Origin of the sequence: Methylophilus sp. 13, from assembly GCF_015354335.1 — a bacterium.
Classification (GTDB): domain Bacteria; phylum Pseudomonadota; class Gammaproteobacteria; order Burkholderiales; family Methylophilaceae; genus Methylophilus; species Methylophilus glucosoxydans.
The window spans coordinates 598,844-619,718 of sequence record NZ_JADKYR010000001.1; the positions used below are offsets into that span (position 1 = coordinate 598,844).

20 protein-coding genes are annotated in these 20,875 nt (G+C 52.9%); 8 read left to right on the forward strand and 12 right to left on the reverse strand.

The features are described from left to right. Positions 1-5: 5 nt before the first annotated feature. Together INP77_RS02720 and INP77_RS02725 are read right to left on the reverse strand one after the other, a co-directional pair. Positions 6-710 (reverse strand): type 1 glutamine amidotransferase, encoded by a 705-nt coding sequence (locus INP77_RS02720; protein WP_194747154.1) that lies wholly within the window; start codon positions 708-710, stop codon positions 6-8. After that, positions 707-1,258 (reverse strand): pseudouridine synthase, encoded by a 552-nt coding sequence (locus tag INP77_RS02725; protein WP_194747155.1) that lies wholly within the window; start codon positions 1,256-1,258, stop codon positions 707-709. The genes INP77_RS02720 and INP77_RS02725 overlap by 4 nt, the downstream gene beginning before the upstream one ends. Between INP77_RS02725 and icd the strand changes: the two genes are divergently transcribed. Beyond that, positions 1,257-2,507, forward strand: a complete 1,251-nt coding sequence (icd, locus tag INP77_RS02730) for an NADP-dependent isocitrate dehydrogenase (protein ID WP_194747156.1) — start codon at positions 1,257-1,259, stop codon at positions 2,505-2,507. The genes INP77_RS02725 and icd overlap by 2 nt on opposite strands. A 78-nt stretch (positions 2,508-2,585) precedes the next feature. On the opposite strand, the gene INP77_RS02735 is transcribed toward icd, so the two are convergent. Continuing rightward, positions 2,586-2,789, reverse strand: coding sequence for a cold-shock protein (locus INP77_RS02735; protein ID WP_013441419.1), 204 nt, complete (start codon positions 2,787-2,789; stop codon positions 2,586-2,588). Positions 2,790-3,136: 347 nt separating this feature from the next. Here INP77_RS02735 and pilB point away from each other — a divergent pair, with 347 nt between their 5' ends. Next, positions 3,137-4,858, forward strand: a complete 1,722-nt coding sequence (pilB, locus tag INP77_RS02740; protein WP_194747157.1) for a type IV-A pilus assembly ATPase PilB — start codon at positions 3,137-3,139, stop codon at positions 4,856-4,858. 33 nt (positions 4,859-4,891) lie between these two features. After that, positions 4,892-6,115: a type II secretion system F family protein gene (locus tag INP77_RS02745; protein WP_194747158.1), complete on the forward strand. Its 1,224-nt coding sequence runs from the start codon at positions 4,892-4,894 to the stop codon at positions 6,113-6,115. Between the two features lie 96 nt (positions 6,116-6,211). Here the strand turns inward: INP77_RS02745 and INP77_RS02750 are convergent, their stop codons facing one another. From INP77_RS02750 to INP77_RS02775, 6 genes are all read right to left on the reverse strand, one after another. Continuing rightward, complete coding sequence (locus tag INP77_RS02750; RefSeq protein WP_194747159.1) at positions 6,212-6,955, reverse strand: DsbC family protein; 744 nt, start codon at positions 6,953-6,955, stop codon at positions 6,212-6,214. 30 nt (positions 6,956-6,985) lie between these two features. Then, positions 6,986-8,194 carry an FAD-dependent monooxygenase gene (locus tag INP77_RS02755; protein ID WP_194747160.1) on the reverse strand — a complete coding sequence of 403 codons (1,209 nt, stop codon included), beginning with the start codon at positions 8,192-8,194 and terminating at the stop codon, positions 6,986-6,988. Then, on the reverse strand, positions 8,184-9,353 hold the full coding sequence (locus tag INP77_RS02760) for an FAD-dependent monooxygenase (protein ID WP_194747161.1): 1,170 nt from the start codon (positions 9,351-9,353) through the stop codon (positions 8,184-8,186). The genes INP77_RS02755 and INP77_RS02760 overlap by 11 nt, the downstream gene beginning before the upstream one ends. Positions 9,354-9,442: 89 nt before the next feature. Next, positions 9,443-10,741: a Xaa-Pro aminopeptidase gene (pepP, locus tag INP77_RS02765; RefSeq protein ID WP_194747162.1), complete on the reverse strand. Its 1,299-nt coding sequence runs from the start codon at positions 10,739-10,741 to the stop codon at positions 9,443-9,445. 96 nt (positions 10,742-10,837) lie between these two features. Beyond that, positions 10,838-11,614 carry a DUF2927 domain-containing protein gene (locus INP77_RS02770; RefSeq protein WP_194747163.1) on the reverse strand — a complete coding sequence of 259 codons (777 nt, stop codon included), beginning with the start codon at positions 11,612-11,614 and terminating at the stop codon, positions 10,838-10,840. Continuing rightward, the gene (locus tag INP77_RS02775) at positions 11,601-11,831 is read right to left on the reverse strand and encodes a DUF3820 family protein (RefSeq protein WP_194747164.1); all 231 of its coding nucleotides are present in this window, start codon (positions 11,829-11,831) and stop codon (positions 11,601-11,603) included. Before INP77_RS02775 ends, INP77_RS02770 begins: the two co-directional genes overlap by 14 nt. Positions 11,832-12,011: 180 nt before the next feature. Here INP77_RS02775 and INP77_RS02780 point away from each other — a divergent pair, with 180 nt between their 5' ends. Continuing rightward, a complete protein-coding gene (locus INP77_RS02780; RefSeq protein WP_194747165.1) occupies positions 12,012-13,040 on the forward strand; it encodes a diguanylate cyclase in 1,029 nt (342 codons plus the stop codon). Between the two features lie 29 nt (positions 13,041-13,069). Here the strand turns inward: INP77_RS02780 and INP77_RS02785 are convergent, their stop codons facing one another. Genes INP77_RS02785 through INP77_RS02795 form a run of 3 tightly spaced genes read right to left on the reverse strand, consistent with a single transcriptional unit; the run spans position 13,070 to position 15,157 of the window. Next, positions 13,070-13,498 carry a phosphate-starvation-inducible protein PsiE gene (locus tag INP77_RS02785; RefSeq protein WP_194747166.1) on the reverse strand — a complete coding sequence of 143 codons (429 nt, stop codon included), beginning with the start codon at positions 13,496-13,498 and terminating at the stop codon, positions 13,070-13,072. A 22-nt stretch (positions 13,499-13,520) separates the two neighbouring features. Next, positions 13,521-14,186 (reverse strand): N-acetylmuramate alpha-1-phosphate uridylyltransferase MurU, encoded by a 666-nt coding sequence (gene murU, locus INP77_RS02790; RefSeq protein WP_194747534.1) that lies wholly within the window; start codon positions 14,184-14,186, stop codon positions 13,521-13,523. Positions 14,187-14,188: 2 nt separating this feature from the next. Beyond that, positions 14,189-15,157 (reverse strand): phosphotransferase, encoded by a 969-nt coding sequence (locus tag INP77_RS02795; protein WP_338657048.1) that lies wholly within the window; start codon positions 15,155-15,157, stop codon positions 14,189-14,191. Between the two features lie 198 nt (positions 15,158-15,355). On the opposite strand from INP77_RS02795, the gene INP77_RS02800 reads away from it, so the two are divergent. Genes INP77_RS02800 through rsmA form a run of 4 tightly spaced genes read left to right on the forward strand, consistent with a single transcriptional unit; the run spans position 15,356 to position 20,873 of the window. Next, on the forward strand, positions 15,356-17,746 hold the full coding sequence (locus INP77_RS02800; RefSeq protein ID WP_194747168.1) for an LPS-assembly protein LptD: 2,391 nt from the start codon (positions 15,356-15,358) through the stop codon (positions 17,744-17,746). Then, positions 17,743-19,062 carry a peptidylprolyl isomerase gene (locus INP77_RS02805; protein ID WP_194747169.1) on the forward strand — a complete coding sequence of 440 codons (1,320 nt, stop codon included), beginning with the start codon at positions 17,743-17,745 and terminating at the stop codon, positions 19,060-19,062. Before INP77_RS02800 ends, INP77_RS02805 begins: the two co-directional genes overlap by 4 nt. 36 nt (positions 19,063-19,098) lie before the next feature. Continuing rightward, on the forward strand, positions 19,099-20,097 hold the full coding sequence (pdxA, locus tag INP77_RS02810; protein WP_194747170.1) for a 4-hydroxythreonine-4-phosphate dehydrogenase PdxA: 999 nt from the start codon (positions 19,099-19,101) through the stop codon (positions 20,095-20,097). Then, positions 20,094-20,873, forward strand: a complete 780-nt coding sequence (gene rsmA / locus INP77_RS02815; protein WP_194747171.1) for a 16S rRNA (adenine(1518)-N(6)/adenine(1519)-N(6))-dimethyltransferase RsmA — start codon at positions 20,094-20,096, stop codon at positions 20,871-20,873. The genes pdxA and rsmA overlap by 4 nt, the downstream gene beginning before the upstream one ends. Positions 20,874-20,875: the final 2 nt, after the last annotated feature.

The following is a 20,875-nucleotide window of genomic DNA, read 5'->3' on the forward strand; positions in this document are numbered from 1 at the left end:
TGGCGCTAGACCAAGCCCTGAATCCAGCGGCTATACACCTTGTCGGCGACAGCGTGCAAGACGTCGCAATCCTCGCTCACTTTTGCCAGCATGGTCTCTGCAGACTGGACCGCTGGGCTGGCGGCCGAGGTGGCAATATCGTTTTTCCATTGCTCCGTCCACATTTTGACCATGTCGGGTGTCATTTCAATATGGCATTGCAAACCGATATGTTTGCCCATGACATAAGCCTGGTTGACGCAATACGGGCTGGATAACACATGCGTTGCCCCTTGCGGCACCGAAAACGTTTCGCCATGCCAGTGAAAGCTGTTAAACACTTGCAAGTCACCAAACCAGTCTCGTGCGGCAGGATCGTCTGCCACCTGCACTTGTCCCCAGCCTATTTCTTTGACCGGGTTTTTACTCACCACACCGCCCAACGCCTTGCTGATTAACTGCCCTCCCAGGCAGTGCCCAAGCAAAGGGACATCTTTTTCTACTGCCTGGCGAATCAATTGGAGTAAAGGCGGAATCCAGGGCAGGTCATCGTTGACACTCATGGGGCCGCCCATCAACACAATGCCACTATATGCCTCGACTGAGTCAGGCACGGGCTCGCCTTTATCAATGCGCACCTCGCACCAAGGAATGGCATGCTGCGCTAAAAAAGTGCCCAAATAACCAGCACCCTCGCAGCAAGCGTGCCTGAATACCACCACCTGTTTCATGACATTACCTTCTTATAACTGACTTCCTGATATTGCCCAAGCAAGATTCCGTCCAATGTGTAAGGCCCAATCGCATAACGGATCAGGCGCAGGGTCGGAAAGCCGACGTGCGCGGTCATCCGCCGTACCTGGCGGTTTTTGCCCTCACTGATTTTAATCTCCAGCCAGGTGGTCGGGATCTGTTTGCGCGCCCGAATAGGCGGGTCACGCTGCCATAAATGGTCAGGTTCATCGATGATTCTGACCTGCGCCGGCTGCGTGACAAAATCGCCCAAATCGACGCCGCGCAGCAATGGCATCAAATCTGCTTGTGTAGGAGCGCCTTCCACTTGCGCCCAATAGGTTTTGACCTGTTTGTGCTTGGGATGGCTCAAACGATGTTGTAATGCGCCGTCATCGGTTAGAATAAGCAATCCCTCAGAATCGGTATCTAACCGCCCGGCGGCATAAACGTTGGGAATCGGAATATAGTCCTTGAGCGTCGGGTGTTTTTCATGCGCAGTAAACTGGCATACGACGTTAAAGGGTTTGTTAAACAGTAATAACATGGAAAGTGCTATGTCTAAAATCAAGGTGCCCGCCACTGGCAGCAAAATCACCGTCAATGCTGATAATACCCTAAATGTTCCTGACCAACCTATTATCCCGTTTATCGAGGGCGATGGCATCGGCGTTGACATCACGCCCCCCATGATCAAAGTTGTGGATACTGCGGTTGAAAAAGCCTATGGCGGCAAACGCAAGATTTCATGGATGGAAGTCTATGCCGGTGAAAAATCCACCACGCTGTATGACAAAGACACCTGGTTGTCTGACGAAACCATGGCAGCCCTCAAAGACTATGTGATTTCAATCAAAGGGCCGCTGACGACTCCGGTTGGCGGCGGCATCCGTTCACTCAATGTGACCTTGCGCCAAGAGCTAGACTTGTACGTGTGTCTGCGCCCTATCCAGTATTTCACAGGCGTGCCTAGTCCGGTCAAACACCCTGAAAAAACCGACATGGTGATTTTCCGTGAAAACACTGAAGACATTTATGCTGGCATCGAATGGGCAGCTGGCACGGAGGAAGTGAAAAAAGTCATCAACTTCCTGAGCGACATGGGTGTACGCAAGAAAATCCGCTTCCCTGAAGCCTCTTCCATCGGCATCAAGCCAGTCTCCATCGATGGCAGCAAGCGCCTGATCCGCAAAGCCATTCAATACGCGATTGATAACAACCGCAAATCAGTCACTATCACCCACAAGGGCAACATCATGAAGTTCACCGAAGGTGGCTTCCGTGACTGGGGCTACCAGCTGGCCAAAGAAGAGTTTGGCGCAGAACTGATTGATGGTGGCCCATGGTGCAAACTGCCGAACGGCATCGTCATCAAGGACTGTATCGCCGACGCCTTCCTGCAAGAGATTCTGTTGCATCCTGAAGATTACGATGTTGTCGCTGCACTGAACCTGAACGGTGACTACATGAGTGATGCGCTGGCAGCACAAGTCGGCGGCATTGGCATTGCCCCAGGCGCGAACTTGAGCGACACCGTTGCCATGTTTGAAGCTACACATGGTACCGCGCCTAAAATCGCCGGTAAAAACCTGGCCAACCCGAGTTCCCTGATCTTGTCAGCCGAAATGATGCTACGCCACATGGGCTGGGTGGAAGCTGCGGACCTGGTGTTGCACGGTGTGGCCAAGGCCATCGCCAGCAAACGCGTGACCGGCGACTTCAGCAGCCAGATGGAAGGCGCGACGCAAGTGGGCACCGCTGAGTTTGGTGACGAGATTATCAAACAGATGGCGTAAGCAGACACGCAAGGCCCAGCATAAAAAAACGGCTCGCTATGGCGAGCCGTTTTGTATTTTTTACCCCTAAAACAAAAATTATGCTTTTTGTATATTGGAGGCCTGCTTCCCTTTTGGACCTTCAGTCACATCAAAGGATACGCGCTGACCTTCTTTCAAGCTTTTGTAACCAGATTCAACGATTGCGGAGAAGTGCGCGAACAAATCGTCACCACCATCATCCGGAGTAATGAATCCAAAGCCCTTAGAGTCGTTAAACCACTTTACGGTACCTGTTGCCATTTTACTTCCTTACTTTTTTACTTAACAGGGAGGCGCCCCCAAAAGTTTGTCTCAAGTACTCCAGTCGCAATAAACAAGCTTTGCTTTACTTAAAGACGGCCACAAAAAACCTGAACCCAAACGCCTTAAGGATTTATAAGTGAGCATAATTTAAAAGTCAAGACTATTTTTGTATCTTTTGAGTTAAGTCAAGAAAACTCCCTAAAATTTGCACAAAAGCTGCATCAGAACGCGTCTTTTCTGCGATTTGAATCCCGCCTGGACCCCATATACTGAGGTAGAAAGTATTGTTATATCAGTCGATTAAACGGCGTATTTAAGGATTTTGGAAACAGACTCAGAACGCTATGGCCACACTGGAAAGCACAAAAAAACTGGGCGGCATGGCCCGCATGCTGGTGCAATCTTCGCTGATGAGTGAAGAAGAAGCGGCCACCCTGCAAGAAAAATGTCAGAGCCAAAAAGCCAGCTTCCTCGCCGCGACGCTGGCACAAAAGAAAATCTCACCCAAAGAAATCGCGCTCTCTGCCTCACAAGCGTTTGGTTTTCCTTTTTTTGACCTGGATGCACTTGAACAGAATCTGCTGCCTGACAAAGGCATTGATATCAAACTGATGCAGTCGCATCGCGTGCTGCTGCTGCAACAAAAGGGCAATGTGGCCTATATTGCCCTGTCTGACCCGACCAATCTGCATGCGCTGGACACCATCCAGTTTCAAATGGGTGCAACCTTGTTCCCGATTGTGGTGGAAGATGACAAACTGGGCAAATGGATAGACAAAATTGTCGAATCCAAAGACACCAGCATGTCTGCACTCAATGCAGGGGGGGATGATTTTGATCTTGGCCTGGAGGAAAGCAGCGAAGAGCCCGAAGCGGATATCATGCAGGAAGTCGATGATGCCCCAGTGGTCAAGTTCCTGCAAAAAATCTTGATGGATGCCATTAATATGGGCGCGTCTGACTTGCACTTTGAGCCTTATGAAAAATTTTACCGTATCCGCTTTCGCGTCGATGGCGTGTTGAGGGATATGTCGCAGCCTCCGCTGGCCATCAAGGAAAAGCTGGCTTCACGCATCAAGGTGATTTCTAACCTGGACATCTCGGAAAAAAGAATTCCGCAGGATGGCCGCATGAAGCTGATCCTGTCAAAAACACGCGCAATTGATTTCCGTGTCAGCACTTTGCCACTGATCCATGGCGAAAAAATTGTCATGCGGATTCTGGATCCCTCCAGTGCCACGCTGGGCATTGAAGCGCTCGGCTACGAGGCACCACAACAGGAGGCGCTACTCAAGGCCATTCACCGCCCATACGGTCTGGTACTGGTCACCGGGCCCACCGGTTCGGGTAAAACCGTCTCGCTGTATACCTGTCTGAATTTACTCAATGATCCCGGCGTCAATATCTCAACCGCAGAAGATCCTGCCGAAATTCCGCTGGCGGGCATTAATCAGGTCAACGTCAATGACAAACAGGGGCTGACCTTCGCTGCAGCCCTTAAATCCTTTTTGCGTCAGGACCCGGACATCATCATGATTGGTGAGATCCGCGACCTGGAAACTGCAGATATGGCCATCAAGGCCGCATCGACCGGGCATATGGTGCTGTCCACCCTGCATACCAACGATGCGCCTACTACCCTCTCCCGTTTGTTAAATATGGGAGTCGCCCCCTTCAATATTGCCTCTGCCGTGACGTTAATTACTGCACAGCGCCTTGCAAGACGGTTGTGCAAGCATTGCAAAGTGCCGCTGAATGTCCCCAAGGAAGCACTATTGAAAGTGGGCTTTACCGAAGCTGATCTGGATGGCAGCTGGCAGTTATACGGTGCCAAACCAGGGGGCTGCGAACATTGCAACAATGGCTACAAAGGACGGGTGGGGATTTATCAGGTGATGCCGATCACCGAGGAAATCGCGCGCATCATCATGTCTCACGGCAACGCCATGGACATTGCCGCGCAGGCCAAACGCGAAGGCGTGAAAGATCTGCGCGAGTCTGGCTTGCTCAAGGTTAAACAGGGACTCACCTCGATTGAGGAAGTCGAAGCAGTCACCAACGAGTAACACGGGTAGGCATTCACTTTTTAAGAAGACATTATGGCGACTGGCAATATCAAACAATCTGTATATTTGTGGGAAGGTAAAGACCGCAAAGGCAAGCTGGTCAAGGGCGAGATGCGCGCCAACGGCGAGGCCGTCGTCAATGCGACCTTACGCCGCCAGGGCATCAGTGTCAGCAAAGTGAAAAAGCAAAGTTCGCTGGCGACCAAAGGCAAGGTGTCAGAAAAAGATGTCACGCTGTTCACCCGCCAGCTGGCGACCATGATGAAAGCTGGCGTGCCTTTGCTGCAGGCATTTGACATTGTCGGTAAGGGCCACCACAACCCTGCGGTCTCCAAACTGTTGGGCGACATCAAGGCCGATGTTGAAACAGGCAGCAGCCTGAGCGCGGCCTTCCGAAAATACCCGCTACATTTTGACCAGTTATTTTGCAATCTGGTGGGCGCTGGCGAGCAGGCCGGGATTCTGGATGCCTTACTGGAACGCCTGGCAACCTACAAGGAAAAAATCCTCGCCATCAAGAGCAAGATCAAATCAGCGCTGGTATACCCGACCTCGATTATCGTGGTGGCGTTTGTCATTACCGCCGTCATCATGATTTTTGTGGTGCCCTCGTTCAAAGAGCTGTTCAGCAGCTTTGGCGCAGACTTGCCTGGCCCGACAGTGGTAGTGATTAACCTGTCAGACTTTTTTGTAAAATGGTGGTGGGCTATTTTTGGTAGTCTGGGTGGCGGCCTGTGGTTCTTTTTCTATACCTGGAAACGCTCGGCAAAACTACAGGCGACCATGGATCGGCTAATGCTACGCCTGCCGATTTTTGGTGAACTCATCCGCAAAGCCACCATTGCCCGCTTTGCGCGTACGCTCTCCACCATGTTCGCCGCGGGCGTGCCGCTGGTAGAAGCGCTGGACTCTGTGGCAGGGGCTTCGGGCAATCAAGTGTATTTTGATGCTACCAAAAAGATTCAAAGCGAGGTCAGTACCGGGACCAGTCTCACCGTGGCCATGCAAAACACCAATGTCTTCCCGAATATGGTGATCCAGATGACCGCGATTGGTGAAGAGTCTGGCTCATTGGACAGCATGCTGACCAAAGTGGCCGATTTTTATGAGGGCGAAGTCGATGATGCAGTCGCAGCGATTTCCAGCCTGATGGAACCGGTGATCATGGTGGTGCTCGGCGTGCTGATTGGCGGGCTGGTGGTGGCCATGTACATGCCCATCTTCAAAATGGGTAAAGTGGTCAGTGGTGGCGGCTAGGCAAATACACGCGCCTGCGTGATAAAACAACCGGGTAAAAAACAAGGGGCTTTACGCCCCTTGTTTGTTTTTAACGCAAATGAATATACACCGTGCTTACATGGCTTTTTTGCTAGCAGCCTGCAAGGACTTTTCAATCTCATCATAAGGCTGCGCACCCAGCATGCGTTTACCGTTTTCAAAGAACATGGTCGGCGTGCTGTTGACCCCGACTTTATGCGCCAGTTCGCCGACTTTTTCCAGCGGCACATCGCACTTGGCAGTAGTGGTCGGCAGCTTGTTGTTCATGATCCAGTCTTGCCAGGCTTTTACACGGTTGCTGGCACACCAGATGCTACGCGATTTGTTGGCCGCATCCGGGTGCAGCTGTTCAATCGGATACAAAAAGGTGTAAATGGTGACATCGTTAATGTTGGTGAGCTCTTTTTGCTCAAGACGCTTGCAGAATGGGCAATCCACATCCGAGAACACCACCAGCTTGCGACTGCCATTGCCTTTGACCACCTTGATGGCCTGATCCAGAGGCAGCGTATTAAAATCAATTTTAGTGAGCTCATCCATACGCTCACCGGTCAGGTCTTTTTTGGTTTTCGGATCTACCAGGCGGCCTTCAGCTATCAAAAAACTGAATTTATCATCGGTATAGATGATCTGGCCACCCATGTACACTTCGTACAATCCGGCGTAAGGGGTTTTGGTCACGCTATCCACCTTGAATTTTGGATAGGCACTCTCTATCTGTTTCTTAAGACTGGCTTCATCTGCCACGCTGCCCATAGACCACAGCAGACAGAGGGCCCCCAAGGCCTTGATGACAGCCGTTGCGTTGTATTTTTTCATACCAACTCTTTCTCGAACGTGCACCGGGCGCTACGCTTGCGTCGCGGTGCGAATTAAAAAACGTTTCAGCATAGCACTGTTTTCAACGCCGCGTAAGCCAAGCAAGGCGGCATGCGTCCACAGTGCCTGTGGACGCGCAAACAGAAAATCCAGTCCTCGCGTCAGGGCATGCATGCTTCGGATATCGCGTTGACGGCCACGCATGACATGCCGCAGCACGTTAACATCCCCCAAGGGCTTAATGCCCGGCAAGCGTGCGACTTCCGCACATAAGGCTTGCACATCTTCGAAGCCCAAATTGACCCCCTGCCCGGCCATAGGATGCACCTGGTGTGCGGCATCACCGAGCAACAGGATATTGGGCAACGCCATGGTTTCAGCTGTATTCTGCCTGAGGGGAAACGCCACCACAGCACCATTAGGCGTCAGTGGGCCCAAGACCTGACCACAGCGGTGTTCAACTGCGACTGCCAGCTCACCGGCAGACAGCGCCTGCATGCGGGCGGCCTCGGCGTGGGGTAAGGCCCAGACCAATGACACCTGCTGCTCAGGCATCGGCAGCAAGGCCAGCGTTTCATGGGCACCAAACCACTGCCTTGCCACGTGTTGATGCGCTTGTGTGGCAACATAATTGGTGACCAGCGCCGTCTGCGCAAAGTCCACTTGCTCCACGCCGACGCCACACTGCGAGCGCACCCATGAACTCGCGCCGTCTGCGCCTATCAATAATTGTGCTTCTATCGTTTGCTGCGGCAATGCTACACGGATTTGATGACCAAATTGTTGCAAGGATTGCGCCGGTGCGTCGGTGATGACCGTTACGTCGGCGTCTGCCAACACAGTCCAGCACGCCTGCATCAAGGCCTGACTCTCGACAATGCAGCCCATTTGGGCCAGATGCGCTTCCTTGGCTGTCAGGCTCAGGCTGGGCAGGACATGATGCTGCGTCGGTGACCATAAATGCATGGCGTTGACCGGGTTCACGCGCTGCGCAGGCACATGCTGCCAGACGCCAATCTCAGCTAACCAGTCCATGGTTTGATTGGTCAGCGCATAGATCCGGCTGTCCCAGTCTAACTGATCGTCGGCCCAGCCTGCTGGCAGCTCAAACGGTGGCTTTGCATCCGTCAGGACCACCTGCTTGCCCAGACGGGACAAGGCGATGGCAGCGGTCAGCCCCACCAACCCAGCACCGACAATCACTACGTCTGTCTGCATCAAGTGCTTTTCAGCGTCCATAACTCATTTTTTCCACCAGAAAACGCCGGGCCATCGGTAACATGCTGAGCATCCCCAGCCCCGCACCACGCAACACGCCCACCCCGATCAAATCATTTGAAAATACATTGACCAGAAAATCGGTAAACTGCAAGCCACGCCCGGTATCACGCTGTCTGGACGCCTGGTAGGCGAGCAAGCGGTGGTCAGCGCCCCACTCATGCGATGTCGTAGACGCCACATTCTCGGCCAGCGCCACCGCATCACGGATGCCGACATTAAAGCCCTGACCGGCGACCGGATGCATGGTTTGCGCCGCATTGCCGATGACCACGCAATGCGCCGCAAACGTCTGTTCCAGTTTGCTTAATTTAAGCGGGAACCTGAAGCGTTTTCCGGCATGCAGAAAGCGGCCGACGCGGTCACCAAAGGCGGCATGCAGGGCGTGCAAAAAGGCGGCATCATCAAGCGCAGCAATCTCGTCGATATACGCCTGCTCGCCCGTCCACACCAGTGAAAACTGGTCGCCATTCGGTAGCAGCGCCATCGGGCCACGTGGCGTAAAGCGCTCGTAGGCAATCTGCCGGTGTGGCAGTTCAGTTTGCACCAGGCCTACCAGTGCATCATGCCCATAATGCTTGGTGTCGCGCTGCAAGCCCGGAATAGCCTCCAGACTCCGGCCGCCATCGGCCACCACCGCTAACGGCGTAGACAGTGAGTACCGTTGCCCATCGGCTGCCGTATATACAATATCGGCGGCACTGGCATGCACCTGTAAGTCCGTCACCGGAGCTTCGTAATACAGCTTAATGCCAGTGGTCAATTGCGCCAGGCGCGCATCCAGCGCCCGCATCAACACGCCATAAGACACCACATAGCCCAGCGCCGGTAGCTGATGCTCTTGTGCTTTGAGCACGGTGCGGCCCAAACCTTTTTGCTGTGACACATGAATGGTTTCAATGGCAGTGACCGCATCGGCCAACATGGACCATACTTGCAATTGCTCCAACACCTGGCGCGTGCCAAAAGACAAGGCCAGGGCACGGCCATCGCCATACATGGCGCCTGGCGCCTGCGCTTCAAGCACGGTGACCGGCACACCAGCCTGCTGCAAAGACAAGGCCAGCACCAACCCGACCGGGCCACCGCCAATCACGACAGGATGTTCAATCAATTGCATGCTGCATCCATTTGTATGACAAAAATACACTCAAAAAATACATTTTTTAAAAGAGTCTTTTAGACCTAGCCGAAATCCGTTGCAAAAGATCAGCGTTGCGCCATCAGCGCTTCGATATCAGCGACGGTTTTGACCGCAGCGGCGGTCAACACTTCATGGCCGTGCTCGGTGACCAGCACATCATCCTCGATACGGATACCGATATTCCAGAAATGCGGCGGCACATTGTCTGCAGGACGCACATAGCACCCTGGCTCTACGGTCAACACATGACCAGGCTGTAACATGACCCATGCACCGTCGGCTGTTTTGTACTCGCCGGCATCATGCACGTCCAGGCCCAGCCAATGCCCGGTGCGGTGCATGTAAAACTGGCGGTAGCTACCAGTTTCGAGCACCGCGTCGCGGCTGCCGTGGCACAGACCAAAGTGAATGAAGCCATCCACCAACACTTCGAGCGCAGCTTCATGCGGCGCATTCCAGTGCTGCTGCGTATTCACTTTACCCAAAGCGGCTGCCTGGGCTGCCAGCACTAATTCATACAAGTCCTTTTGTGGGCCACTGAAGCGACCATTCACCGGGAAGGTACGCGTGATGTCCGAGGCGTAACCATCCAGTTCACAGCCAGCATCAATCAACAGCAAATCCCCATCTTTGAGCTGGGCATTGTTAAAGTTGTAATGCAGGGTGCAGGCATTGGCACCCCCGGCCACAATGCTGGTATAAGCAGGCGCTTGCGCACCATGGCGATAAAACGTGTGTAAAAACTCCGCTTCGACCTCATACTCCCATTGCCCGGGACGGGTGTGCTGCATGGCACGGTTATGCGCGGTGGCAGCAATCTGTGCTGACCGGCGCATGACGTCCATCTCCTCGGACGATTTAAGCAGACGCATGGCATCCAGCGCTTGACGCACATCAAGCAGTTGGGCGGGCGCTTGCATGCCAGAGCGGGTTTGTGCTTTGACCGCATTCAACCAAGCAGTGACTTTGCTGTCCCAAGCACTGTCTGCACCCAGACTAAAATGCAAGACCGGCTGATTTGCCATCAGCTTGGGCAGTTCGGTGTCCAGCTGCGCGATCGAGTAAGCCTCATCAAAGCCAAACACTGTTTTGGCAGCTTCAGGGCCATAACGGAAACCATCCCAGATTTCGCGGTCCAGGTCTTTGTCACGGCAAAACAAAATACTTTTGGGCTGGGGTCCGGCCATCAGCACCAACACCGCTTCCGGCTCTTTAAAGCCGGTCAGGTAATAAAAATAGCTGTCAAAGCGGTAGGGATAGTGACTATCGCGGTTGCGTGTCACTTCGGGCGCGGTAGGAATGATCGCAATACCGGCCTGCATGTGGTTGATCAACTGCTGGCGGCGGCGAGAAAACTCTTGCATGGAAACACTCAAAGCTAATCCTGGATGGTTGGGCATTGTAGCGTATTTGGTCGGCGATTGCTGGATTGGTTCCCCCTGCCTGCCAGGCACCCGCAATCAAAATCCCATCATCTCATACAGTGGTGATCGCCTGACCGATTGCTCAGCTTGTTCTATGGTGCCATCTTGTTGCCATCGTTGCAGTTGACGTGCCAGGATGGGTCGCACCTGGGCGGCATGCATGCCAGGCTTGATAGCGGGTAAATACAGCATTTTGAGCAACAAGGCATCTAGACCCGTCAGCAAAGCTTCGGGCGTTTTATCGTTAAAAACCGAAGGAAACACCCGCTCGGAATCATTGGGCAAGCCCATGGCCTGGGTGATCTCTTCTACGATGCACGAGACCAGCGACCGGTGCGCTTGCGCATGATCCACCGGAATCACCACCCAGGCCCGCTTGAGCGCCTGCCCGGCATCAGCGGTAGACCCAAACATGCAGACCGCGTCGTCTGGCGGCTGCATGTTTGGATTGCCACTCACCGTTCTCAAATCCTGCTGCCATTGTGCCGCCTCGCTAAAAATCACGATCATATTGGCGTCAGCCGCACTGCTGGCAAAACCCACAGCATGCCCGGTAATTTGCGCCAGATGCTGAAGGTGGTAGCGCGTCAGTGTTGTATGCTTTTCCTGTTCGTCGGCATGGTGTACCAGCCATACCTTGACCGGCTTTAACCACTTGCGCACCCCAAACTCCCCCGGCCGGTATTCGTTGTGTAACGCGACCTCAGCAAAGGCAAGTTGCAGGTACTCCGGCGACTGCCAGGCTTCTTCGGCTTTGCTGGCCTGCCCAGACAACAGCACGATCAGCAAAACAATCCCTTTAAATATCGTCATGCCTGTGCGTTTCGCGTAAGGGGTTGAGTAATGGCGACAAACCATTGTGGTCGATCTCCTGCATCAATTGCAGCAACCGCCCCAACTCACCGCGTGGAAAGCCTTCTCGGGCAAACCAGTTTAAATAGTGACCGGGCAAATCGGCAATCAAGCGTCCCTGATACTTGCCATAAGGCATTTTGACGCTGACCAGTTGTAATAAATCTTCGTTTTTCATGGGGCTACTTGATGCGGGATCAACTTGGAATCATCGTGGCTATTCTACTAAAAAAACTGTCGGCCCTCGCAGGCAAAGGGCCTGGCCTCAAGAATTCCGTGCAGCTGCCGATATGTTATCCAGTATGCCCTAATCACAAATAAAGATTACCTAGTGTTGAACTGAACATCGCGGAAAACCATGATGCAATACGAAGTCACCAAAGAAAAAAGTGCAGAGCACCTGCGGCAAGCCATCCACCATATGTCGATGCAGGATGCCGCCTTTCATCCAGTCAGCTATACGGTCTGGTATGAATACTCGTCCGGCGAACATGCGCGCCTGATTGATGAGGTCAACGCACTGATTGAAAAAGAAAAAAAACTCAATGAAAAAAGCACGGCCCATGTCTTTAACAAGCATATTGCCGGCATTGATACCGATCATGCAAAAAAACTGGTAGAACGTTTCAGCCAAGTCGTCACCGAAATGCGCAGCTCGACCGAAAAAACCGGGCTGCAAACAAGCGAATACAGTAAAACCCTGGATGCCTGGTCTAACGAGATCCAGCAACAGGAGCCGCAACTGGCTTTGCAACTGGACTCATTGCTGTCAGAAACGCTGATGATGACCAATAGCCTCAACCATTTGCAAGGCAAATTGAGCTCAAGTCTGGAAGAGGTAGACGCGCTCAAAAACGAAATGATCAAGGCCAGACAAGAAGCATTGCAAGACGGGTTGACTGGCCTCATGAACCGCAAGGGCTTTGACGTGGCGTTGCACGATTGCCTGCAACAGCACATCGTCGATACCAGCCTGATTATTGCGGATATTGATTACTTCAAAAAGGTGAATGACAGCTATGGCCACTTGTTTGGCGACAAAGTGATCCAGGCAGTTGCCAGCATTTTTAAAACCGTTGCCGGCAACAGCTACACGGCGGCGCGCTATGGCGGTGAAGAGTTTGTGTTGCTGCTACCGAATACGCAGCTGGAAACCGCGCGTGAAATCGCCGAGCAAATCCGGCATAAAGTTGCTGCGATCAATATCAAAAACACCATCACGCAGCATATGATTTCCAACATTACCATCTCATTGGGCGTGGCCGCCTACCAGCCTGGCGAACAGCCAGAGGACCTGTTCAGCCGTGCCGATCAGGCCCTGTATACGGCAAAAGCCAATGGCCGCAACCGCGTCACCCAGTCCAGCGAAGCCCTTGTTGCTGCCTAAGCCGTGCCGCTGAGGACCTCAGCGGCCAATTACAACAAATCCCGTTTTTGCTGGGGAATATCCTCATAGGGATAGCGGGCATGGCCAAAACGCATCACCAAGACCGAAACGGCCAGAATCAGAATCGCGGCAGACACCGCCAGCATATGCGTCTCTGTCATTTCTTTCATATCCAGCAACAAATATCGCGCCAGGGCCACCATGGCGATATAAATTGGGTAGCGCATCGGCAGTTTGCCAGAGCCAAAATAACTGTTGATCATGGAAAAGACTTCCAGATACAGGAACAGCTGCAACAAATCGCCCAGGCCGACCATGCCGGCGTTCCACATACGCGACAGTTCATGCGCCAGTGAAAAGAAGGTGGCCAGTGTCACTAGCCCCAATCCTAAACGTTCTATCCACATCAAGGCCTGATGCGCCAGCTTGTCTGTTTTATGCTCGTACGGTGGTTTCATGATGCTCCCTTTTTACTGCTTGTTATGATCTGCTTAACCATTCATCCAGTTGTTTTAATCGTTCCGGCGTCCCAATGTCATGCCAGACCCCGGCATGGTGCTGCCCGCTGACTTGTTGCTGCCGCATTGCGGCTTTTAATAACGGCGCCAGTTTGGCTGGCTGCCCGCGCGTCACCGTTACAAACAAGTCTGGATGATAAACCCCCACACCTGAGAACGTCAGCTTATGGCTGGCGTCTTCTTGCAGCAGGCCATTGACCAGGCCAAAATCTCCGGACGGATGTTGTGGCGGATTATCCACCATGACCAGATGCGCCAGTTTACCGGCGGGGAGCGCCAGGCGTGCATAGTCAATATCGGTATAGACATCGCCATTCACCACCAGAAATGGTTGCGTCCCTAATAGCGGCAAGGCATAGGCAATCCCCCCCGCAGTTTCCAGCGCCGTACTTTCTGCACTGTAACTGATATTCACCTGCCAGCGGTCACCATCGCCCAGCGCGGCTTCAATCTGCGCCCCCAGATGCGCATGATTAATGACAATCTCAGTGATTCCTGCTTGCGCCAGGCGCTCAATATGCCAGACGATCAAGGACTTGCCGCCCACTGCCAGCAAGGGTTTGGGCGTGTGGTCGGTCAGCGGCCGCATGCGCTCACCGCGACCAGCGGCCAGAATCATGGCGCGCATCTTCATGCCGCCTCTAGCGTCTTCAGCAACTTAAGGAAAGGGCGCAACTCTACATAGCGCTCGCAAGCGGCTTGCAGATATTGCATCACCAGCGGCATATCCTTAAGATAGCCCGACTTGCCATCCCGGTGATACAGCCGCGCAAAAATCCCCAGCACCTTGATATGCCGCTGAACGCCCATCCATTCAAAATCACGATAAAACTCGCCAAAATCAGTATTCACGGGCAACCCGGCCTGTTTGGCAGACTGCCAATAACGGACTACCCAATCCATCATGATTTCTTCATCCCAGTGGATATAGGCATCCTTGAACAGCGAAACCAGGTCATAAGTAATCGCCCCGATCACGGCATCCTGAAAATCAAGTACGCCGGGATTATGCTCGGCGGTAACCATCAAGTTGCGCGCGTGATAGTCTCTATGCACGGTCACTTGTGGCTGCTGCAAAATATTGTCGACCAGCAAGGCAAATGTCTTGTCCATCACCGCTTGCTGCTCCGGGGTCAGCGTTTTGCCCAAATGCTTGCCCACATACCATTCGGGGAACAACTGTAACTCACGCATGAGCAACGCACTGTCATAAGGCGGCAAGGCGGCGGGCTGGGTCGCCAGTTGCATCTTGATCAAGGCCTGGCATGCATCACCATACAAGGCTTTGGCATTGCCGGCATTGAGCTGCGACAAATAGGTGTCATTGCCCAGATCACTGAGCAGCAAAAACCCTTGTTCCAGATCTTGCGCGAGAATCTTTGGCACATTCAGCCCCGCGGCCAGCAACTGCTCGGCCACGCGGACAAAAGGACGGCAATCCTCCTGGGGCGGTGGCGCATCCATGGCAATCAGGGTTTCTGCGGCCAGATGTACGCGGAAATAGCGACGGAAACTGGCATCGGCGGAAGCCGTGCTGAGCGTAAAGGGTTGCTGAAGTACGTCTGTCAGCCATTGCTGAAGGTGCTGTGTTCTATCCACAAAATATCCCGAATCTTGAATAGGCCTGTCTGGTGGCCGCTGCGATGAAAATGCGGCAGCCATTTTAAGGGAAAAATGACTTTTTAAGCGTTTTCATGAATAATATAGCGCAATTGAAACAAGGCATCGGGCTAACATCCCAAAATTCGCCGTAATAATTACGCTGCCAACGGCAGGCCTGACCGAAACGATCACTCTTTGAATAACTTGCACGTTCACTCATCTACTTTTCAGGAGCGCGGGATCCGCCTGATTCTGGCATTGCTGGCCATAGGCACACTCTCGCCTGAGCACTTGCGCGCCGAGGAAGAGACTGCCCCTGAAAAAATTCAGCTGGCAGAGGCGGTCACCTTGCCAGGTGCGATTGAGATTGAAGGCGACACCCTGCAACTGCGCATGGACCGTCAAATGCGTGCGACGGGCAACGCTGTGATGCGCAAAGACGGGCAACAGGTCACGGGCGATGATATTCGCTACGATATCCAGAACGATGAATTGCAAGTCGAAGGCAATGCGGTGATTACCGCCGGTCAAACCAAAATCACCGGCCCGATGTTGCGCATGCGCCTGAGCGAAAACATCGGTGAAATGCGTGATGTATCCATTGAATTCAAGAGTAGCCCGCCACCGCCCAACGATGAGGACGGTAGTCCCTTGCTGAATGATCAGGCAATTTTACTCAGTGACCCGAAAAGATATCTGGAAGACAATCAGTCTTACAGCACCCAGGCCAGTACCAAAAGCAATGCATTTGACAACATTCGCGCCACCGCCAAACAGGTGCTCTTTGAAGGCCAGAACATCAAACGCCTGAAAGGCGCCAGCTATACCTCTTGTGCTGCGGATGTGGATGACTGGTATATCAAAACGAATAGCCTGGAACTGAACGATTACTCTAGAACCGGCGTGGCAACCAATGCCTATGTCGAATTCAAAGGGGTGCCTATCCTCTACACGCCCTGGATGAGCTTTTCGTATAACAACCAACGTAAAAGCGGCTTTCTTGCGCCCTTGTGGGGCACGACCTCGCGGAGCGGTTTTCAGCTTTTAACGCCTTACTATATCAATATCAGCCCGGATATGGATGCCACGGTATCCACCAACTACTTCAGCAAGCGCGGCCTACAACTGCAAGGAGAGTTCCGCTATCTGGGCGAAACCTATTCCGGCATCAACAATCTGGAGTATCTGGATAAAGACAACATGACGGGGCAAACCCGTTACTACGCCAAGCTCACGCATTTACAAAGCTTTGGCAGTAACTGGTCTGGCGGCTACAGCTTTGAAAAGGTCTCTGATGATACTTACTTTTCAGACCTAGCGACCCGGATTCAGGTCACTTCACGTGTGAACTTGCAACAAGCCGTGTTTGCCAATTACAACAGCGAGCACGTCACCTTTAACGGCATCCTTCAGCGCTACCAAAACCTGGATAACGTGTCCTTTGTCTATCAGCGATTACCCCAACTGACCTTTACCTACAACGACGAGTGGAAAGGGTTCAAGCCGAAAATTGGGGCGCAATACGTTAATTTTCAAACCATGGATGGCATGGTAGACAAGCCTAGCGGCAGTCGCATGAGTGTCTACCCTTCGATTTCATACCCGATGAAAAACTCTTACGCTTATGTGACGCCAAAAATTGGTGTGCAAAGTACGCAATACAGTTTGAGCAACAATATACCCGTAGGATATTCTCAGGAATACAATCAGTTGAATCGTACGCTGCCTATCGCGAGCGTGGATTCCGGTCTGTATTTTGACCGTCAGACCAGCTTGTTTGATACCACGTATACGCATACGCTGGAACCACGGGCATACTATGTGTATATCCCTTATAAAGACCAGAGCAAGCTTCCGATTTTTGACACCTCGCTCAACACATTGAACCAAAACTCGATTTTTTATGAAAATCAGTTCAGTGGCGATGACCGTGTCAATAATGCCAACCAGATGACACTGGCCCTCACCAGCCGTCTGATTGACAGTGAAACCGGCATTGAGCGCCTGAGTGGTACGCTGGCGCAGCGCTATTATTTTGAAGACCAGAAAGTCACACTACCCAATACCACCACCAGTATCAGTAAATCCTCGGACATTCTGGCTGGCTTCACGGCAAGGCTCTCCAGTCGCTTGAATCTGGATACTTTCTGGCAATACGATACAGAAAGAAGCAATATGCAGCGCAACAATTACTTGCTGCGCTATAACCCTGAACCAGGCAAATCGTTTACCTTCGGCTACCGTTACACGGCTAACACGCTGGAGCAAATCGATACTTCAGCGCAATGGCCACTAGGCTCCGGTTGGTACGGCATCAGCCGCTTGAACTACTCTATCCGTGACGCCAATGCAGTACAGTTTTTGGGCGGACTTGAGTATGATGCGGGCTGCTGGCAGGCACGTGCTGTCATGCAACGTGTGCAAACAGCGACGGCCAATGCGAACTACGGCATGTTTTTTCAACTCGAACTTGGTGGGCTGACCTCTATTGGTGCCAACCCGCTGAATGTGATCAAGCGCAATATCCCAACTTATATGCGCACTTATGATATCCCGGCAATTTACAGAGACCAGAACGCGCAATGATGAAACATATACTGAATTTAATCCTCACGTTGAGTACCGCTTTGCTCATCACAGGACAGTCTGCAACCTTATTCGCGGCAGAAAAAAAACCGATTGAAAAAATGGACCGCATTATTGCCGTGGTCGATCAATCCGTGATTACCGAGCGTGAAATGCTGAACCGTATGGAATACGTGAAAGCACAAATGCTCAAAAAAGGCGCTGACCTGCCACCCGATGAAGCGTTGCAGAAACAGATTTTGGAGCGGTTGATTGTCGATAGCCTGCAATTGCAACTCGCAGCGCAAACCGGCATCAAGGTGGATGATGCGCAGTTGGACAAAACCATAGACCGGATAGCCGAACAAAACAACCTCACCTTGCCCGCTTTTAAAAAAGCGCTCGAAGAAGATGGCACCAACTTTTACAAATTCCGTGAAGATATCCGCAATGACATCATCATCGCCCGTCTGCGCGAGCGCGATGTTGATAACAAAGTAAATATTTCTGAAGCGGAAATTGATAACTACCTGACGACACAGGAAAAAGAAGGCGAACTGGATGAATTTAACATCTCGCAGATTTTGATTCGCCTGCCCGAAGACAGCGGCCCAGACGACATTCAAAAAGCCAAAGCACGTACCGAACAAATCATGAAAGCGCTGGCGGACGGCATGAGTTTTGAAAAAGCCTCGGCCAACTTTTCGGATGCACCGAATGCGCTGGACGGCGGCGGCCTGGGCTGGCGCAGTGGTCAGCAGATGCCTGCCCAGTTTCTTGAACTGGTTAAAACCATGCAGCCCGGCGGTATCTCTCGCCCAATCCGCAGTGCAAGCGGGGTGCACATTCTAAAGCTCAATGAAAGACGTGCGGGCGCCAGCACGCTGATTGTTGACCAAACCCATGTCCGCCATATTCTGCTCAAACCGAATGAGGTGTTGTCGGACAAGGAAGCCAGACAGAAAATAGAAGGCATTAAAGAGCGTATAGACCACGGCACGCCATTCCAGGACATGGCGCGCCAGTATTCGGACGATGGCAGCGCCTCCAACGGTGGCGATTTAGGTTGGATCAGCCCGGGTGACACTGTGCCGGTATTTGAAAAAACCATGGCAGAATTGGCCATCAACGAAGTCAGCGCCCCTGTCCGTAGCCAGTTTGGCTGGCATTTGATCCAGGTGCTGGAGCGCCGTAAACAGGACATGTCCAAAGAATCCAAACGCTTGAAAGCGCGTCAGGAAATCCGTGCACGCAAGGCTGAAGAAGCTTACAACGACTGGGTTCATGAGTTGCGCGACAAGGCGTTTGTCGAAATGCGGCTGGAAGACAAGTTTTAAGTGCAGCGCACTGAAACCGGCGCATCTGCACCATCCATGAACGCTTTGCCCAAAATTGCCATTACGTCTGGCGAGCCTGCAGGCATCGGCCTGGATGTTTGCGTCAAGCTGGCGCATACCGCCCTGCCAGCAGAGATTGTGGTACTGGCTGATCCGCAAGCTTTACAGGCACGCGCTGCGCAACTGGGCATGCCACTCACCATACACACGGACGTCCGGCCACTTCACTCCCACGCAGGCGATGGCACGCTGACCGTGCTGCCCATCCCAACGGCCGCCCCCGTCGTGGCAGGCAAACTGGATCCCCGGAATGGCCGCACCGTACTAGAGATGCTGGACCGCGCGCTGGCAGGTTGCCAGGCCGGGGAATTGGATGCCATGGTGACCGCTCCCGTGCATAAAGGCATCATTAACGAAGCCGGGATTGCGTTTACTGGCCACACCGAATATCTGGCAGAAAAAACAGGCACTGCACAAGTAGTGATGATGCTGGTGGGGGGTGGCATGCGCGTGGCTCTGGCGACCACCCATTTGCCACTGACCCAAGTGAGCGCCGCCATTACGCAAGCCTCGCTCACCACCACGCTGCGTATTTTGCACCATGATCTGGTACACACCTTCGGCATCCCGCAACCACGCATCTATGTCGCCGGACTGAATCCGCATGCAGGGGAAGATGGCTATCTGGGCATGGAAGAAATCGACACGATTAACCCGGTGCTGACACAGTTGCGCACAGAGGGCATGCTACTGGTGGGCGCCCTGCCCGCAGATACCATGTTTTCGCAGAAAAACCTGGTCCATGCCGATGCGTTTCTGGCCATGTACCATGATCAGGGCCTGACCGTGCTCAAACATGCCAGCTTTGGCCAAGGCGTCAATGTGACGCTGGGCTTACCCATTATCCGCACCTCGGTCGATCACGGCACGGCGCTGGATATTGCGGGCAGCGGTCAAGCCGATATCGGCAGCATGCTAAGTGCCATCCAGCTCGCCATTGCACTTTCGCATACCCGCAAGACTCATCACAAATGAAACATATCGCCAAGAAAAAGTTTGGTCAGAACTTCCTGATCGACCAGAGCATTATCCAGAGCCTGATCAACGCCATTCATCCGCAAGCAGAGGATCTGATGGTGGAAATCGGCCCGGGGCTGGGCGCCATGACACAGCCTTTGCTCAAACAGCTGAACCACTTGCACGTCGTCGAAATCGACCGTGACATCATTCAATGGATGCAAGGCTTTTATCCGGCGCAAAAAATGACCATCCACAATTCGGATGTGCTCAAGTTTGACTTCGGCACCCTGGGTGAACGCATCCGCGTCGTCGGCAACCTGCCCTATAACATCTCTAGCCCCATCCTGTTCAAGCTGCTCGAAAACACGGCACAAATCATAGACATGCACTTTATGCTGCAAAAAGAGGTGGTCGAGCGTATGGTCGCCGCCCCCTCCAACGCTGAATATGGCCGTCTGTCGGTCATGCTGCAATACCGTTTGCAGATGGAATATCTGGTCACCGTGCCGCCCGAAGCCTTTGATCCGGCACCGAAAGTCGAGTCTGCCTTTGTCCGCTGCGTGCCTTACGCCAGCCTGCCTTTCCCGGCGACGGACGAAGCCCTGTTTGCCAAAGTGGTCACCGCCGCGTTTGGCCAGCGCCGCAAAACCTTGCGCAACACACTTAAAGGACTGCTTGATGATGCAGGCTTCAGCGCGTTGAATATCGATTCGCAGTTACGCGCCGAAAATCTTAGCGTGGCCGAGTTTGTGGCGATCAGCAATTATCTGGCAAGCCAAAATCAATCATAAAA

Bases quoted from the DNA above. Each gene is read 5' to 3' on its own strand.
- INP77_RS02720 (WP_194747154.1), bottom strand. From the start codon at position 710: ATGAAACAGGTGGTGGTATTCAGGCACGCTTGCTGCGAGGGTGCTGGT.
- icd (WP_194747156.1), top strand. From the start codon at position 1,257: ATGGAAAGTGCTATGTCTAAAATCAAGGTGCCCGCCACTGGCAGCAAA.
- INP77_RS02725 (WP_194747155.1), bottom strand. From the start codon at position 1,258: ATGTTATTACTGTTTAACAAACCCTTTAACGTCGTATGCCAGTTTACT.
- INP77_RS02735 (WP_013441419.1), bottom strand. From the start codon at position 2,789: ATGGCAACAGGTACCGTAAAGTGGTTTAACGACTCTAAGGGCTTTGGA.
- pilB (WP_194747157.1), top strand. From the start codon at position 3,137: ATGGCCACACTGGAAAGCACAAAAAAACTGGGCGGCATGGCCCGCATG.
- INP77_RS02745 (WP_194747158.1), top strand. From the start codon at position 4,892: ATGGCGACTGGCAATATCAAACAATCTGTATATTTGTGGGAAGGTAAA.
- INP77_RS02750 (WP_194747159.1), bottom strand. From the start codon at position 6,955: ATGAAAAAATACAACGCAACGGCTGTCATCAAGGCCTTGGGGGCCCTC.
- INP77_RS02755 (WP_194747160.1), bottom strand. From the start codon at position 8,194: ATGGACGCTGAAAAGCACTTGATGCAGACAGACGTAGTGATTGTCGGT.
- INP77_RS02760 (WP_194747161.1), bottom strand. From the start codon at position 9,353: ATGCAATTGATTGAACATCCTGTCGTGATTGGCGGTGGCCCGGTCGGG.
- pepP (WP_194747162.1), bottom strand. From the start codon at position 10,741: ATGCAAGAGTTTTCTCGCCGCCGCCAGCAGTTGATCAACCACATGCAG.
- INP77_RS02770 (WP_194747163.1), bottom strand. From the start codon at position 11,614: ATGACGATATTTAAAGGGATTGTTTTGCTGATCGTGCTGTTGTCTGGG.
- INP77_RS02775 (WP_194747164.1), bottom strand. From the start codon at position 11,831: ATGAAAAACGAAGATTTATTACAACTGGTCAGCGTCAAAATGCCTTAT.
- INP77_RS02780 (WP_194747165.1), top strand. From the start codon at position 12,012: ATGATGCAATACGAAGTCACCAAAGAAAAAAGTGCAGAGCACCTGCGG.
- INP77_RS02785 (WP_194747166.1), bottom strand. From the start codon at position 13,498: ATGAAACCACCGTACGAGCATAAAACAGACAAGCTGGCGCATCAGGCC.
- murU (WP_194747534.1), bottom strand. From the start codon at position 14,186: ATGCGCGCCATGATTCTGGCCGCTGGTCGCGGTGAGCGCATGCGGCCG.
- INP77_RS02805 (WP_194747169.1), top strand. From the start codon at position 17,743: ATGATGAAACATATACTGAATTTAATCCTCACGTTGAGTACCGCTTTG.
- pdxA (WP_194747170.1), top strand. From the start codon at position 19,099: ATGAACGCTTTGCCCAAAATTGCCATTACGTCTGGCGAGCCTGCAGGC.
- rsmA (WP_194747171.1), top strand. From the start codon at position 20,094: ATGAAACATATCGCCAAGAAAAAGTTTGGTCAGAACTTCCTGATCGAC.